The sequence below is a fragment of the Micromonospora chalcea genome (assembly GCF_002926165.1).
Classification (GTDB): Bacteria; Actinomycetota; Actinomycetes; order Mycobacteriales; family Micromonosporaceae; genus Micromonospora; species Micromonospora chalcea.
Genome location: NZ_MAGP01000012.1, coordinates 1 through 14,175 on the forward strand (window position 1 = coordinate 1; position 14,175 = coordinate 14,175).

The window sequence follows — 14,175 nt, forward strand, 5'->3', positions numbered from 1 at the left end:
GCCCTCCCCGTCCCCCCACCTCTCGCTCTCCCCGTCGATCTTGGAGTTGTGGTGCCTGCCGAACTTCGCGAAACGGGGCGTTGTGGGCGCCACAACTCCAAGATCGGTGGGAGCCAGGTCGAGCACCTGGGCTCGATCACTGTCACGGGCGGGTGGCGGCCACCTCGGCGTCGCTGCGCAGGATGCAGAACTCGTTGCCCTCCGGGTCGGCGAGCACCACCCAGCCGGTGCCGTCGGTCTCCCGCCGGTCGGCCACCACCGCCGCACCCAGCCCGGTCAGCCGGACCAGTTCCTCGTCGCGCGTCCCCTCGACCGGGCGCAGGTCGAGGTGGATGCGGTTCTTGACCCGCTTCGCGTCCGGCACCTCGATGAACAGCAGGCGGTGCCGCCCGTCCCGCGAGTAGATCATGCACTCCTCATGGCCCGGCTCGTTCGGGTCGACCGGGTCCTCGCGGTAGTCCAGAACCGATGCCCACCAGCGGGACAGGGCATAGGCGTCGGCACAGTCCACGGTGGTGTGGGACACGTAGGAGGTCACACCTGATCATCGCAGAGTGGCACGGGTTGCAGCACTGGCGGCCATGGCGGTTGGCGACGAGCGAGGACGTGCTACAACGCACTCATCCCGAGGATGCTGGGAGGACCGGCAATGGCGAGGCCGTTCGGCCGACGGGAACTCAAGTTGGTCCTGGCGGTTGTCCTGGGCACCCTTCTGGTCGGCGGCGGGATGCTGCTCCACGATCGGCTGAGCACGGCGATCGACGAGCGGGTACTCGCCGGCGCCGAGACGACCGGCCAGGTGGTTCACGTCGAACGGTTCAAGATCAGCCGATCGTTCGCCGCCACGAGGCTGACCGTGGACTACACGTTCGACGGCGTACGGCACCGGAAGCGGTTCTCCAGCGAAATCGACGAGAGTGAGTTCCACGTCGGGGACGTACTCGATGTACGCGTCGACCGGACGGATCCGACCAGGGCTGCCACGCCTGACGGGTACGCGACGGAGGATCTTCTCCTGCAGGCGCCGACCGTGCTGGCAGGCCTGGGTCTCGCCGTGATCGTGATCTCGCTCGCGCTGCTCAGAAGAGATCCCCCACCCCACGAATATCCTCGCTGAGCACGGATCCCGATGGGCGGAACCGGAACTACTACCAGCACAAACGCCCCGAAGCACGCACCCGCTACAGCTCGCCCGCTGCGGCTACCAGGACCACCGGGCCGTGGGTGTCCGACACCCCGACGCCGACACAGATGCTCCGATCTGCAAAGCGCCACACAGCCACATCCGACATGACGCCGAGAAGGAACCCGGGAAGTTCCGGAACGCTCTCTCCCCGCACCATGAGATCCATGTACGGCCGTAGGTCCACGCTCTCGGCTGGTCCCCACAGCCGGCTCAACGCCTCTTCGAGAGAGGCGCAGTCCTGTTCGAAGCGCTCCAGGACCTCAAGAACCTGCACGTTGTCGTCGAACTCTTCGGTGACACTCAGATACAGAGCCAGGAAGTCGTATCCCACCACGGGTAGAGCAGCGGGCCCGGGACTGGGTGGAGGTTGCGTTGCGAGGTCGAGCGTCCGCAGTTCGAGCACACGCCCCACGCAGTCAACGAGATCCACAGCCGGCACTGTAGGCGAGAACTTCAGGGGCGGTGAGGGGCAGTAGCGGAGTGCGCAGCGGGCACGAGGGGCAGCCGCGCAGAGATCCGCTTCAGCGCTTGGCCTTGGTTCGTTACGCGTCAGCCCATCGTGCCTATGCGTGAACACTTGCTCAGAGCCTCGCGCTCCCAGTCGCTTCCTACGAGAGCGACGGGGTAGCTGACCTCTCTGCCTTGCTTGTCTTCGGTCTCGACCGATAACCCTAACGGCAGCGGCTCTCGCTGGAGGCGTGCGACCGAGCAATCGAACCACAGCTCGACCGCGAGCTGACCGGTGCTGCCAGGCGGTAACAACCGGGGCGATCCGATGCTGTGTATCACGACGCCCGGCCTCTTTGCGTGAACCCGACGAACGGTGATCGGCCCGGGGCCGGCGTTGGCCAACGCCAAATACCCGGACAGTCGGACGGGTCCCGCGGAGGCCGCGCTTCCAGAGTCGGCCGATTGAGGGAAGGCCACGAATGCGACCACGGCGTTCCGCTCCCGCTGATCACGCGAGTCCCGCAGTTGGCTGACACCGAAGCCGCCAAGCACAACGCCGACCACGAAAACGGCGACGAGCCGCAGGATCATCTTCTGTCTGGCCAGGAGACGGTCATGGACGGTGGTACCCGACCCCGCCGACTGGTGATCGTGGTCGTCCAGGTCGATCACTGCATGCTCCGCGGCATGGACGTCAGCCTAGGTCTCTTCACACCAGCCTCACAGTCCTGTGCCGCTGTTCGATTGGATAGCTCGGTCCTGGCTGCGCATCGTTCTGTGCTATCTGGTCGGTGCCTGTCTGTCGCCGGGGGAATCCTTCAGCCGCGCCGTACTGAAGTTCGCATCCGCCAACTCGTGGCGACCGGCGAACCGGTCCAAGCAGTGATGGAGGGGTTCAAGTTCGGCGATCATGCCACGTACGTGGCTCGTGGCCGAACCTGGAGCGTTCCCTTGGAGAGCGCCTGGGGTAATGGGCCCGGCTACTCGCGAGGCGAAAGCGTCACCATCTATGTGTCGGAGACTGACCCACAGTTCGTCGCGACCAGGGATGGCTACGTGACCAGCAGTGTGCAAACACTCGCCCCGTTCCCGCTGATCGGGGCCGGCATGCTCGTCATACTCCTTGCCGGGCCAGGGCTCGCTACCCGAATAGCTCGTGCGCGACTCAACCAGCTGGTGGGATGACAAAGTCTTTCGGGAGGAAGAGGTCGTGCGTCGCGCTTCGGCGACGGTACGGCTCAGACGAGTGCCGAGGCAGGCAATCCCGTGTCTTCTGCCTCAGGTCGGACGCGCACCCAGCCGAGCTCAGCGTCGACGAGTGCTTGTGCGAGCCGCCGCACGAGTAGCTGTGCCTGCCGTCCGGCGGTGTCCACTTCGACGTCCAGGTGCCAACGCCCGTCGCCTGTGCCGGCACCCGTGACGCTGCCCTCGTCGCCGATGGCCTGCTCCAGGAGGTCTTCCACGTCGTCCCGGTCGACTGCGTCAGGTAGTGGCTGATCTCCGATGATCTCGACGAACATGCGAGGACGATAGCGGGCAGTGCCGCCACCCTCCTGGGCCGTGGTTGGGCCGTCGTTGGGCCGTCGGGGCCGTCACAGGGGCGTCGAACGCCGACCAAGAGCGGGCGGCTCACCTGGTGGGCGACGGACGAGTCGACCTGTACGCCGGATTCTGTGCCCGGTACGCCCGTAGGCGCACCGGCGGCGGCCATCCATCTCGGCCTGCCGTTGCCGGCAGGCTCCAGCGGCCTACCCGCAGACATCGGGCGGGCAGCCCTCAAGCGTCTGCGCGGGTCGTCATCTTGCGGTGACGGCCCTTTCTTGGCCTTGCTCCGGGTGGGGTTTACCGAGCCACCCCGGTCACCCGGGGTGCTGGTGGGCTCTTACCCCACCGTTTCACCCTTACCGTCCCGTTACGGGCCGGCGGTCTGTTTTCTGTGGCACTGTCCCGCGGGTCACCCCGGGTTGCCGTTAGCAACCACCCTGCCCTGTGGAGTCCGGACGTTCCTCGGCGACGGGCCGGAGCCCGTCGACGCGACCGCCCGGTCGACTCGTCCGTCGCGCTCTCATCCTAACGACGCACCCGCCGCGCCCATTTCCCGCCCACCACCTCGGGGAGGTGCCGGCATCAACCGGCTCTCGATACAGCCACCTCCCCGAACCGGCGCGATGCGCGTTCGCCCGCCCGACCGACTAGCCTCGGGGGACCATGGATCTCTCCGACGCCGCGCTCCTGCTCGCCGCCGGTCTCGCCGCGGGCACAGTCAACGCGGTGGCCGGAGGTGGCTCGCTGATCACGTTCCCGGCGATGATCGCCACCGGTCTGCCGCCGGTGGCGGCGAACGTCTCCAACTCGGTGTCGGTCTTTCCCGGGTACGTGGCAAGCGTGGCGGGCAGCCGGATGGACCTGCCGCGCGGGCGGGAGCTGTGGTCACTGCTGCCCACCGCCGTGCTCGGCACGATCGCCGGGTGCGCGCTGCTGCTGGCCACCCCGGCTCGGGCGTTCGAGCTGGTGGTGCCGTTCCTGGTGCTCGGCGCTACCGCCGTACTCGCGTTCCAGGGTCCGCTGCGCCGGCTGGTCGGCCATCCGGAGCGGCTGGGCGCGCGCCGCCGTACCGTCACGGTGCAGACCATGGTCGCGCTCGGCACCGTGTACGGAGGCTACTTCGGCGCGGCCCTCGGGGTGATGCTGGTGGCCGGGTTGGCGCTGGTGCTGGACGCGACGCTGGCCCGGGTGTCGGCGGTGAAGAACCTGCTCTCGGCCGTGGTGGGGTTGACCACGCTGGTGGTGTTCGCCCTGTTCGGCCCGGTGAACTGGGCGGCGGTCGCGGTGGTCGCGCCGGCCACGCTGTTCGGCGGGTACGCGGGCGCGCGGCTGGCCCGCCGGCTTCCGCAGGTGGTGTTGAAGACGGTGATCGTGGTGTTCGGCACGGCCATCGGGTGCTACCTGCTGTGGCGCGCGTTGACCTGACGCCGCCCGGGGCAAGACCGGAGCGTCAGTACGCCTCCCCCACCGGCTCCTCCGGGGCGTGCTCGGCACGGCGGGCGGCCCGGTTCCAGATGACCCGTTCGCCGTAGCCGGCCGCCATCAGGTGACCGAACGCGAGGTAGACCAGCACGCCGGCGCCGGGCACCGCGAAGCCGACCCAGAACGGCAGCGCCAGGCCGTGTTCGGCCAGCTTGCCGGAGATGATCGGCGCGGGTGCGGCGGCGCCCCAGCGGACCAGGTTGAACGCGCCGGTGGCGACGCGCCGGTCGGCGGAGCCGAGCCCGAGTGCCAGGTCGGTCAGGTTGGCGTTGGCGAGGCCCATGAACAGGCCGGCGACGACGAGGACGACGAGCGACATGGCGGTGCCGGTGGAGGTGGCAAACGCGACCATGCAGGCCAGCAGGCCGAGCAGGGCGACGCCGACGGTCTGCACCGCGCCGATGCGGTGGGCCAGCCGGTGCCCGATGAGCAGGATGCCGGCGGCGAGGCCGAGGCCCCAGCCGGTGAACGCCAGGCCCAGCGGGATGACGTCGAGGCGCAGGAACAGCGGCGTGTAGCCGAGTACGACGAAGAAGACGAAGTTGTACGCGGCGGTGACCACGCACAGCGTCACGAACGCGGGTTTGCGGTAGGTGGCGAAGATCTGGCCGACGCGTACCGGTGGTTGCGTGTTCGCCGGTTCGCGCAGCTTGCGGGCGGCGACGCCGAGCGCCAGCACCATGAACACGCCGCAGACGAAGAACGGCAGCCGCCAGCTCACCTCGCCGAGCAGGCCGCCGATGAGCGGGCCGACGGCGAAGCCGAGCCCGAGGGCGGTCTCGAACAGGCCGACCACCCATTCCCTGTCGTTGGCGAGGTTGACCAGCACCACCATGGCGGTGGCGAAGAACATCGCATTGCCCAGGCCCCAGACGCCGCGCAGCACTGAGAGCTGCACGATGTCGTTGCTGAAGGAGGCGAGGATCGCGGCGAGGCCGACGACGGAGACGCCGGTGACGAGCACCGGCTTGAAACCGAACCGCCCGCTGGCCAGCGTCGCCGGGATCATGCCGACGGCCATGACCGCGATGTACGCGGTGAAGAGCAGCTCGACCTGCCAGGCGGTGACGCCGATCGCCTCGCCGATGGCGGGCAGGATCGGGTCGACGACGGCGATGCCGGCGATGGCGAGGAACGCGACGAGCGTGGTGGCGTAGATGGCACTGCGGTTGGGCTCGGATCGGCGATCCACTCCGCAACCTCCCAGATAGCTGTATCGTACAGGTAATTTTCTTGTATCATACAGCTATGAGCGAGGACGTCCACGGCACCGAAGTCACCCTCGGCCGGATCGAAACCGAGGTCGCGTTGCTGATGCGGCTCGGCGAGGCCACCCGCCGGGGCACCGGCACGATGGAGCACCGGCTGCTCGACCGCGCCGCGTACGTGATCCTGCGCCACCTGGACGCGGCCGGCCCGCAGAACGTCTCGGCGCTCGCCGCACGGCTGAGCCTGGACGGCTCCACAGTCACCCGGCAGGTCTCCGCGCTCCAGCGCGACGGCCTGATCTCGCGTACCCCCGACCCGGCCGACGGGCGCGGCACGGTGATCTCCGCGACGGCGGCCGGGCTCCAGCGGATGGCCGCCGTCCGGGCGGCCCGCACCCGGCTGTACGGCGACATCCTCGCCGCCTGGCCCGAGGCGGACCGGGAGACGCTCGCGGACATGTTGCACCGCCTCAACGAGGCGCTCGACGCGCGCACCCGCCGCCGCTGAGGGTGTTAGGAAGGGCCCCTTTCAATGCACGAGGCGTTAATAAGGGGCCCTTCCTTTCATGCCACGGGCTCGCGGGCTGCGTCGGCGGAGGGCGTCACGCGCGGGTCGTCCTCGTCGGCGAAGTAGTCGTCCGGCGTGGTGTGGTCGGGGCCGTCGGCCACCTTCGCGGCGCGCAGCACCAGCGTGAGCAGCGCGGCCACCACCAGGTTCACCAGCACCGCGACGATGCCCACGTAGATGGTCTTCGGCGTGTCGAAGCCGAACTTCTCCAGCGGGAACGCCGACCCGGCGAAGTGCTTCTTGCCGGTCGCCGGGTTGCCGATCTGGTAGAGCATCCACATGCCCAGGCCCATGCCGGCCGCCCAGCCGGCGATCAGCGCGCCCCTGTGGAACCAGCGGGTGTAGAGGCCCAGCGCCACCGCCGGCAGCGTCTGGAGGATGATCACGCCGCCGATGAGCTGCAGGTCGATGGAGAACTGCGGGTCGAGGAAGACGATGCAGGCCACCGCGCCGACCTTCACCACCAGCGAGGTGATCTTCGAGACGTTCGCCTCCTGCGCCGGGGTGGCGTCGCGCTTCAGGTACTCCTTGTAGATGTTGCGGGTGAACAGGTTCGCCGCCGCGATCGACATGATCGCCGCCGGGACCAGCGCGCCGATGCCGATGGCGGCGTACGCCACGCCGGCGAACCAGTCCGGGAACTGCTGGTCGAACAGCAGCGGCACGACGGTGTTGCCGTCGGTGGTGCCCTCCTTCGCGCCCGGCAGCGGCTTCACGTTCGCCGCGATGGCCATGTAGCCGAGCAGCGCGATCAACCCCAGCAGCAGGCTGTACGCGGGCAGCGCGGACATGTTCCGCTTGATCACGTCGCGGTTCCGGCTGGCCAGGACACCGGTGATGCTGTGCGGGTAGAGGAACAGCGCCAGCGCCGAGCCGAACGCCAGCGTCACGTACTGGATCTGGTTGTTCTGGTTGAGCAGGATGCCGTCGCCGGGCGCTGGTGACGCCTGGAACTTCGCGTCGGCGGCGTCGAAGATGGCGCCCCAGCCGCCGAGCTTGTACGGCAGCCAGATCACCGCGACCAGGATCACGATGTAGATCAGCGAGTCCTTGACGAACGCGATCAGCGCCGGCGCGCGCAGCCCCGACTGGTACGTGTACGCGGCCAGGATCGCGAACGCGATGATGATCGGCAGGTGCCGGGCCAGCGCGCTGTCCCCGGTCACGCCCATGGTCTTGAGCACCGCCTCGATGCCCACCAGTTGCAGCGCGATGTACGGCATCGTGGCGACGATGCCGGTGATCGCGACCAGCAGCGCCAGGATCGGCGAGCCGAACCGGTTGCGGACGAAGTCGGCGGGGGTGACGAAGCCGTGCCGGTGCGAGACCGACCAGAGCCGGCACAGCACCAGGAACACCAGCGGGTAGATGACGATCGTGTACGGCACCGCGAAGAAGCCGGCCGCCCCGGCCCCGAAGATCAGCGCCGGGACGGCGACGAACGTGTACGCGGTGTAGAGGTCACCGCCGACCAGGAACCAGGTGATCCAGCCGCCGAAGCTGCGCCCGCCCAGCCCCCATTCGTCGAGGTGGGCCATGTCGGTCGGCCTGCGCCACCGGGCCGCCACGAAACCCATGGCGCTGACCAGCAGGAACAGAAGCGTGAAGACGATGATCTCGGTGAGGTGGTCCCGCCACATCAGTGGTCACCCCGCTTCTTGGTCATCTGGTAGACCAGCGTGGTGGTGCCGACGCCCAGCAGGATCCAGGCCAGTTGCAGCCAGTAGAACCGCGGGAACCCGAACAGCCGGGGTGAGTCGGCGTTGAACAGCGCCGGGATCAGCGGCACCACGATCGGGATGAAGAGCAACCAGTTCCAGGGACTCTTGTCCTTCGCCCTGGATCGCGCCGTGTCCGGCGCCTCGGATTCCGGTGCGGCCATGTGACACCCTCCGGGCATTCGTAGCGGGCCATGTGACGGCCGGAGGCTACGACCCTGTGACGGGGGTCACGTCCGATCGGGTGATGTCGATGCGCCAAACGGCCGCCGGCATGCGCCGAACGGCCGTCAGACGTCCGTGAGGTGCGAGGTGTCGTTCACCGAGCGGACCGCGACGCCGCCGTCCGGGTACAGGTCCAGCACCGAGATGCCCGCCGTGTCCAGGTAGAGCCGGTGCAGGAACGCGTCGCCGGCGGCGAGCGCGTCGCGCAGCACCAGCTTGATCGGCGAGACGTGGGAGACCACCACCACCGTCTCCCCCGGGTACGCCGACCGCAGCCGGTCGACGGCCCGCCCGGTCCGCTCGGCGACCGCCACGAACGACTCGCCCCGCGGCGGGGCGACCCGGGTGGAGGCGAGCCAGGCGTCCAGTTCCGCCGCCCAGCGCTCGCGTACCTCGGCGAACGTGTGCCCCTCCCAGACGCCGAAGTCGCACTCGATCAGGTCGTCGTCGGTGCGTACCGGCGGGTTGCCGACCCGCGCGGCGATCGCCTCGGCGGTGGCCGTACACCTCGACAGCGGGGAGCTGACCACCGCCGCGACGGACGGCGCCAGCGCGGCCACCCGGGCGGCGGCGGCCCGGGCCTGGGCCCGGCCCCGCTCGGTCAGCGGCACGTCGCCCCGGCCGGAGTAGTGCTTGCGCACGGTGCGCTCGGTCTCGCCGTGCCGGACCAGGATCAGCCGGGTGGCCTCCTCGGTCGGGCGCGGCTCCCAGGAGGCGGGCGTGGTGGCCGGGTCGGTGCCGGTGGCCCGGACGAGCGCCGCCTCCCGCGCCTCGGCCTTCGCCTCCGGCGCGGCGCCGGAGGCGGCGGCGTCCATGGCCGCGTTGGCGAGCGCGTCGGCGTGCCGGTTGCGCTCCCGGGGGATCCAGGTGAAGCGTACGGCGGTGAACCGGCCGACCAGCCCGGCGGCCTGGGCGGCCAGCGGGCGCAGCCCGGGGTGCTTGATCTGCCAGCGGCCGCACATCTGCTCGACCACCAGCTTGGAGTCCATCCGCGCCTCGACCTCGGCCGCGCCCAGTTCGGCGGCGGCCTCCAGCCCGGCGATCAGGCCCCGGTACTCGGCCACGTTGTTCGTGGCGGTGCCGATCGACTCGGACCGCTCGGCCAGCACCTCGCCGGTCTCCGGGTCCCGGACCACGGCGCCGTAACCGGCCGGGCCCGGGTTGCCCCGGGAGCCGCCGTCGGCCTCGATCACTACCGCGCGCACCGCCACGGCGGCTACAGCCCCGACTCGTTGGTCCGGACCATGATCCGCCGGCAGTCCTCGCAGCGGACCACGTCGTCCGGGTCGGCCTTGCGGATGCGAGCCAGGTCGGCGCCGGACAGGTCCAGCCGGCAGCCGCCGCAGCGGCCCCCGGTCAGCAGCGCGGCGCCCAGCCCGGTGTCCTCACGGATCTTGTCGTAGAGGCCGACCAGGTCCGCCGGGAGGTCACCGGCGAGCGGCTGGCGGGCGGTGCGCTTGAACTCCTCCTCCTTGGCGATCTCGGCCAGGGCCTCGTCGCGGCGCTGCTCGGTCGCGGCGCGGCGCTCGCGGGCCTCGGCGAGCCGGCTCTCGATGCCGTCGAGCACGCCCTGCGCGGTCTCCCGTTGCTCCATCAGCTCCAGCTCGGCGTCCTCCAGGTCGCTCTGCCGGCGGTTCAGCGAGACCAGCTCGTGCTGGAGGGCCTCCAGCTCGCGGGCCGGGCCGCTGCCCGAGGCCAGCCGGGCCTCGTCCTTGCTCTTGCGCGCCCGTACCTGGTCGACGTCCTTCTCGATCCGGGCGATGTCCCGGTCCAGGTCGTCGACCGCCACCTGGGCGCGGACCCGCTCGTCCTCCAGCGCGGACAGCTCACGCGCCAGGGCCTCCAGCTCGGCGCGTTCCGGCAGGCTGCGGCGGCGGTGCGCGAGCTGCGCCAGCGCGGTGTCGATCGCCTGGAGGTCGAGCAGGCGGCGCTGCACCTTCGGGTCAGCCTTCACGTCGGGGCTCCTTGTCGTCCGGCCGGGGCGCGGCGGCGTGCACGGTCCACGGGTCGGTGTCCAGGTCGGACACCACGGTCTCGACGCCCAGCGCGCCGGCCAGGTGGGCGGCCAGGTCGTCCAGCCAGGGTCGCTCCGTCGCCCAGTGGGCGGCGTCCAGCAGCGCCGGGCCGCCCGCGGCGAGGTGTTCCCCGGCCGGGTGGTGACGCAGGTCCGCGGTGAGGAACGCGTCCACCCCGGCCGCGGTCGCCTCGGCGAGGAAGCCGTCCCCCGAGCCGCCGCTGACGGCGAGGGTACGAACCATACGCCCGGGATCCCCGGCGGCGCGAACTCCCCAGGCGGTGACCGGGAGCACGGCGGCGGCCAGCCGGGTCAGCTCGGCGAGCGTCATCGGGCTGGGCAGCTCGCCGATGCGGCCGATGCCCCGGCCGGGCCCGGCGGCGGGCGAGCCGGGGCGGGGCGGGTGCAACGGGCGCAGCCCGGTCAGCCCGGCCCGGGCGGCGAGCGCGTCGGACACGCCGGGATCGGCCACGTCGGCGTTCGTGTGCGCCACGTACAGCGCGACGTCCGCCTTGATCAACCGGTGCACGATCCGGCCCTTGTACGTGGTGGCGGCCACCGAGGAGACGCCCCGCAGCAGCAGCGGGTGGTGCGCGACGATCATGTCCGCGCCGGCTTCGAGGGCCTCGTCCACGGTCTCCGGGACCACGTCCACCACGCAGGCGATCCGGCGTACCGGGTGGTCGGGCTCACCCACCACCAGGCCGACCCGGTCCCACTCCTCGGCCCAGGCGGGCGGGTAACGGCGGTCCAGGGCGGCCACCACGTCGGCGACGGTTGTGCTCACGGGCGGCCAGCTTACCGGCGTCCGGGCCGGTACACGCCGACCGCCGTCGGGCGTGGCTCCCGGGCGCGCCGGGAGCCACGCTCACCGCCGTCAGCCGACCGGGGCGACCGGCCGGTCCGCGCCGCGCAGGGCGGCCAGGCCGGCGTCCCAGGGGAAGGCGTCCGCGCGCCGCTCCCCCGTGCCGGGCGGATGCAGGCGTACGACGTGGTCGCCGAAGACCACCCGGACGCCCCACCCGGCCAGCCGGTCGAGGCTGGCCCGGAACGCCGGGTGCCCGGCCATCGCCTCGTTCGTGTACGGGACGGCAGCGATCGGCACCCCCATCCCCTGCGCCTCGACCAGCAGGCCGAGCGCGAGGGTGTCGGTGATGCCGACCGCCCACTTGTTGATCGTGTTGACCGTCGCCGGGCACACCAGCATGGCGTCCGCCGGTGGCAGCACGTCCAGGTCACCCGGGTTCTTGTAGTGCGTACGGACCGGGTGGCCGGTCTGCCGGGCCAGGGCCGCCCGGTCGACGAACTTCGCGCCGTCGGGCGTGGTGACCACGCAGACCGTCCACTCCTCCCGCTGGGCGAGGTCGACCAGCCGGCCGACGTGACGGGCCAGCGGCGAACCGCAGGCGATGACGTAGAGCACCCGCCGGTGCTCGCTCGCGGTCTCCGGACCGCTCATACTCCGACTCCCATGTGCTCAGCCAACTCCGCGATCGGCGGAGGCGGCGCACCACGTGTGCGACGGAGAATCTCGGACATCAATTCGTGCGCTATCGGCCGGCACCGGATCTCGGACGGCGCGAGCCGGTCGCCGCGCAGCAACATGTCCCCGGCGCTCGCCACGTCGCCGATCTGCGAGTAGCCCCGGGCCAGGTCGAGCAGGTGGTGCGCGCGCCGCTCCGGCAGCAGCGCGTTGAACGCGGGCTCGGACAGCCGCAGGTGCGTCTCCACCGCCCGGCCGCCGTCACCCAGCTCGACGGCCGCGGCGGCGCGGTGCAGCTCCAGGTTGGTCGGGCCGAAGGAGGTCCAGTAGTGGTTGTGGTCGCCGCCGAGCAGCTTGGCCGCCTCGTCGGCGCCGGCGAGCAGGTCGTCCACCGTCGCCGAGTCGCCGATCCGGGCGGCCGCCATCGCGCCCTGGAGCAGCAGCATGCCGTAGACGGAGAGACGTTCGGGCCGCACGTCGTTGTCGCCGCCGGGCGCGAGCCGGCCGGCGATGCGCACGTTGAGCTCCAGCGCGGGGCGGGGACGGCCCATCGCGACCAGCGCGTTGCAGACCCTCGTGGTGGCGATCCCGGCGAGCAGCGGGTCGTCTGCGCGCTGGGCCACCGCCATCGACCGGTCGGCGGCCAGCCAGGCGAGGTCGCACTCGCCGAGCTTGCGCAGCACCGAGGAGGCGATCTGGTAGACCTGCCCGAGCAGGTGGGCGGCCTCGCGTACCTGCTCGTCGGCGGCGTAGCCGGCGTCCGCCGCCTGGGCGTCGCGCAGCAGCTTCGGCAGCGCGCGGGTGAGCATGCCGTACCGGCCGTACTGGTAGGTCAGCCAGGCGTGGTTGACGGCCTTGCGCATGTCGGCCAGTGGCGGCGGGAAGGGCGCCGCGTCGAAGTAGGCGCTCATCGAGTCGTACCGCTCCAGGGCGGTGCGGATCTCCTCCACCTCGACCTGGTCGATGCAGTTGAGCGCGTCGGTGCGCCGCTCCGGGTCCTTGCCGTGCAGCAGTTGCACGTCGATCTGGAGGATGTCGGCGATCTCGTAGAGGACGGAGAACTTGTCCAGCCGGCGGACGCCACGCTCCACCTTGTCCACCCAGCTCTTGGACTTGCCGAGCCGGTCGGCGAAGACCTGCTGGGACATCTTGCGCCGGCTCCGCCAGTACGCCACCCGCCGGCCTATGGGTAGTTCGTCCATCCCTGCTCCCTCCCCCTCACGGCGCCGGCCGGTCCCCCCACGTCCCCCAGGCTTGCCCCGATCGCACAGGTTGTGCGTCCACCGACCAGCCAGTTCTCGTAGTTTTCGTGCAAGTTGCACCGACCGTTAGTCACCACAACGAGCGTGAGTTTCGGCAGTGACGGCTTTCGACGTGTGGCATGTGGACGGTTTCGCGGGACGAGAGGGGATGTCAGACATGTGGAGGAATGTCCGGCCGCGCGTCGCTCATCTGTCCCCGCTGGAACGGGTCCGGCTGCGCCGCGTCGCGGTGCGGTACGCGCTGCACGACTGGCCGGTCACGCCCGGCGCCTGCCTGGCCAACAGCCGCTTCGTCTGCGGCCGGGCCGGCTGCCCCACGGTGGGCTGCCACCCCGCGCTGGAGGACTGGGAGCACGCCGCCAGCACCGACCCGGCCCGGGTGGCCACCTGGTGGCGCAGCCGCCCGCACGGCATCCTGCTGCCCACCGGCCGCGCGTTCGACGTCCTCGAGGTCGCCGCCCACCTGGGCCGGCAGGTGCTGGACGCGGTCGCCACCCATCCCGCCGGGCCCGGCGTACGCGGCCCGGCGCTGGTCACCCCGACCGGCCGCTGGATGTTCCTGGTCCGTCCCGGCGACCCGCTGCGCCCGGAGCTGGAGCACTGCTTCCACGTGGTGCGGCACGGGCCCGGCTCGTGGATCCCGGCCCCGCCGACCCGGCTGCCCGAGGGGACGGTGAGGTTGGCGCTCGCCCCGGAGCAGGCCCGCTGGCAACTGCCCGACTCGTACCTGGTGCAGAACGCGCTGATCGCCGCGTTACGCGCGGCCGGCGTGACGCTCGGCGCGGACCTGTTCCCCGGCCACCTCCCGTTGCCCCGGCGCGGCCGCTGACCCACCCGTCCGCCCCGGACGGGTGGCCGACAGCGACCTCCCCGGCACCGGAATCGTTGAACCTGGCGAGGGCGCGTGCGCGCCGGAGCGGGGGTTTGAGGATGTCCAGGGACGACGCGGCCCGCCACACCGGCGGCACCGAGCCGGCGCGGCCCCGCCGCCGTGTGCACCCGTGGGCCTTCACCCGTCCCCTGGGCGTCCGCCC

At 71.1% G+C, this 14,175-nt stretch carries 16 protein-coding genes and 1 other RNA gene; 4 read left to right on the forward strand and 13 right to left on the reverse strand.

The genetic code is table 11. From position 1 onward, the window contains the following. Positions 1-142: 142 nt before the first annotated feature. Positions 143-538, reverse strand: coding sequence for a VOC family protein (locus BAW75_RS02330; protein WP_104112461.1), 396 nt, complete (start codon positions 536-538; stop codon positions 143-145). A gap of 111 nt (positions 539-649) precedes the next feature. On the opposite strand from BAW75_RS02330, the gene BAW75_RS02335 reads away from it, so the two are divergent. Beyond that, positions 650-1,117, forward strand: a complete 468-nt coding sequence (locus tag BAW75_RS02335) for a DUF3592 domain-containing protein (RefSeq protein ID WP_104112462.1) — start codon at positions 650-652, stop codon at positions 1,115-1,117. 64 nt (positions 1,118-1,181) lie between these two features. Here BAW75_RS02335 and BAW75_RS02340 read toward each other — a convergent pair whose 3' ends face one another. The 4 genes from BAW75_RS02340 to rnpB form a co-directional block, all read right to left on the reverse strand. Further along, a complete protein-coding gene (locus BAW75_RS02340; protein ID WP_146074788.1) occupies positions 1,182-1,616 on the reverse strand; it encodes a hypothetical protein in 435 nt (144 codons plus the stop codon). A 119-nt stretch (positions 1,617-1,735) separates the two neighbouring features. Then, positions 1,736-2,308 carry a hypothetical protein gene (locus BAW75_RS02345; protein WP_104112463.1) on the reverse strand — a complete coding sequence of 191 codons (573 nt, stop codon included), beginning with the start codon at positions 2,306-2,308 and terminating at the stop codon, positions 1,736-1,738. 566 nt (positions 2,309-2,874) lie between these two features. Next, positions 2,875-3,156, reverse strand: coding sequence for a hypothetical protein (locus BAW75_RS02355; RefSeq protein WP_043329266.1), 282 nt, complete (start codon positions 3,154-3,156; stop codon positions 2,875-2,877). A gap of 124 nt (positions 3,157-3,280) precedes the next feature. Continuing rightward, an RNA gene (rnpB, locus tag BAW75_RS02360) (RNase P RNA component class A) lies at positions 3,281-3,689 on the reverse strand. A gap of 155 nt (positions 3,690-3,844) precedes the next feature. Between rnpB and BAW75_RS02365 the strand changes: the two genes are divergently transcribed. Continuing rightward, complete coding sequence (locus tag BAW75_RS02365) at positions 3,845-4,606, forward strand: sulfite exporter TauE/SafE family protein (RefSeq protein WP_104112465.1); 762 nt, start codon at positions 3,845-3,847, stop codon at positions 4,604-4,606. A 25-nt stretch (positions 4,607-4,631) separates the two neighbouring features. Here the strand turns inward: BAW75_RS02365 and BAW75_RS02370 are convergent, their stop codons facing one another. Further along, a complete protein-coding gene (locus tag BAW75_RS02370) occupies positions 4,632-5,855 on the reverse strand; it encodes an MFS transporter (RefSeq protein ID WP_104112466.1) in 1,224 nt (407 codons plus the stop codon). Between the two features lie 56 nt (positions 5,856-5,911). On the opposite strand from BAW75_RS02370, the gene BAW75_RS02375 reads away from it, so the two are divergent. After that, the gene (locus tag BAW75_RS02375; RefSeq protein ID WP_064448268.1) at positions 5,912-6,379 is read left to right on the forward strand and encodes a MarR family winged helix-turn-helix transcriptional regulator; all 468 of its coding nucleotides are present in this window, start codon (positions 5,912-5,914) and stop codon (positions 6,377-6,379) included. A 56-nt stretch (positions 6,380-6,435) separates the two neighbouring features. On the opposite strand, the gene mctP is transcribed toward BAW75_RS02375, so the two are convergent. The 7 genes from mctP to BAW75_RS02410 all read right to left on the reverse strand — a co-directional run bounded on the left by mctP (position 6,436) and on the right by BAW75_RS02410 (position 13,081). Then, positions 6,436-8,079 carry a monocarboxylate uptake permease MctP gene (mctP, locus tag BAW75_RS02380; RefSeq protein WP_069088949.1) on the reverse strand — a complete coding sequence of 548 codons (1,644 nt, stop codon included), beginning with the start codon at positions 8,077-8,079 and terminating at the stop codon, positions 6,436-6,438. After that, on the reverse strand, positions 8,079-8,321 hold the full coding sequence (locus BAW75_RS02385; RefSeq protein ID WP_030504212.1) for a DUF3311 domain-containing protein: 243 nt from the start codon (positions 8,319-8,321) through the stop codon (positions 8,079-8,081). Before BAW75_RS02385 ends, mctP begins: the two co-directional genes overlap by 1 nt. 126 nt (positions 8,322-8,447) lie before the next feature. Then, the gene (locus BAW75_RS02390; protein WP_104112467.1) at positions 8,448-9,593 is read right to left on the reverse strand and encodes a bifunctional RNase H/acid phosphatase; all 1,146 of its coding nucleotides are present in this window, start codon (positions 9,591-9,593) and stop codon (positions 8,448-8,450) included. 5 nt (positions 9,594-9,598) lie between these two features. Further along, a complete protein-coding gene (locus BAW75_RS02395; RefSeq protein WP_064448265.1) occupies positions 9,599-10,336 on the reverse strand; it encodes a zinc ribbon domain-containing protein in 738 nt (245 codons plus the stop codon). Further along, positions 10,326-11,162 carry a Nif3-like dinuclear metal center hexameric protein gene (locus BAW75_RS02400; protein WP_104112469.1) on the reverse strand — a complete coding sequence of 279 codons (837 nt, stop codon included), beginning with the start codon at positions 11,160-11,162 and terminating at the stop codon, positions 10,326-10,328. Before BAW75_RS02400 ends, BAW75_RS02395 begins: the two co-directional genes overlap by 11 nt. A gap of 111 nt (positions 11,163-11,273) precedes the next feature. After that, positions 11,274-11,855 (reverse strand): flavoprotein, encoded by a 582-nt coding sequence (locus BAW75_RS02405; RefSeq protein ID WP_030504216.1) that lies wholly within the window; start codon positions 11,853-11,855, stop codon positions 11,274-11,276. After that, a complete protein-coding gene (locus tag BAW75_RS02410; protein ID WP_064448264.1) occupies positions 11,852-13,081 on the reverse strand; it encodes a helix-turn-helix domain-containing protein in 1,230 nt (409 codons plus the stop codon). Before BAW75_RS02410 ends, BAW75_RS02405 begins: the two co-directional genes overlap by 4 nt. A 217-nt stretch (positions 13,082-13,298) precedes the next feature. On the opposite strand from BAW75_RS02410, the gene BAW75_RS02415 reads away from it, so the two are divergent. Continuing rightward, complete coding sequence (locus tag BAW75_RS02415) at positions 13,299-13,970, forward strand: bifunctional DNA primase/polymerase (protein ID WP_104112468.1); 672 nt, start codon at positions 13,299-13,301, stop codon at positions 13,968-13,970. Positions 13,971-14,175 lie beyond the last annotated feature (205 nt).

Coding starts and splice junctions, on each gene's coding strand:
- BAW75_RS02335 (WP_104112462.1), top strand. CDS start 650: ATGGCGAGGCCGTTCGGCCGACGGGAACTCAAGTTGGTCCTGGCGGTT.
- BAW75_RS02355 (WP_043329266.1), bottom strand. CDS start 3,156: ATGTTCGTCGAGATCATCGGAGATCAGCCACTACCTGACGCAGTCGAC.
- BAW75_RS02365 (WP_104112465.1), top strand. CDS start 3,845: ATGGATCTCTCCGACGCCGCGCTCCTGCTCGCCGCCGGTCTCGCCGCG.
- BAW75_RS02375 (WP_064448268.1), top strand. CDS start 5,912: ATGAGCGAGGACGTCCACGGCACCGAAGTCACCCTCGGCCGGATCGAA.
- mctP (WP_069088949.1), bottom strand. CDS start 8,079: ATGTGGCGGGACCACCTCACCGAGATCATCGTCTTCACGCTTCTGTTC.
- BAW75_RS02385 (WP_030504212.1), bottom strand. CDS start 8,321: ATGGCCGCACCGGAATCCGAGGCGCCGGACACGGCGCGATCCAGGGCG.
- BAW75_RS02405 (WP_030504216.1), bottom strand. CDS start 11,855: ATGAGCGGTCCGGAGACCGCGAGCGAGCACCGGCGGGTGCTCTACGTC.
- BAW75_RS02410 (WP_064448264.1), bottom strand. CDS start 13,081: ATGGACGAACTACCCATAGGCCGGCGGGTGGCGTACTGGCGGAGCCGG.
- BAW75_RS02415 (WP_104112468.1), top strand. CDS start 13,299: ATGTGGAGGAATGTCCGGCCGCGCGTCGCTCATCTGTCCCCGCTGGAA.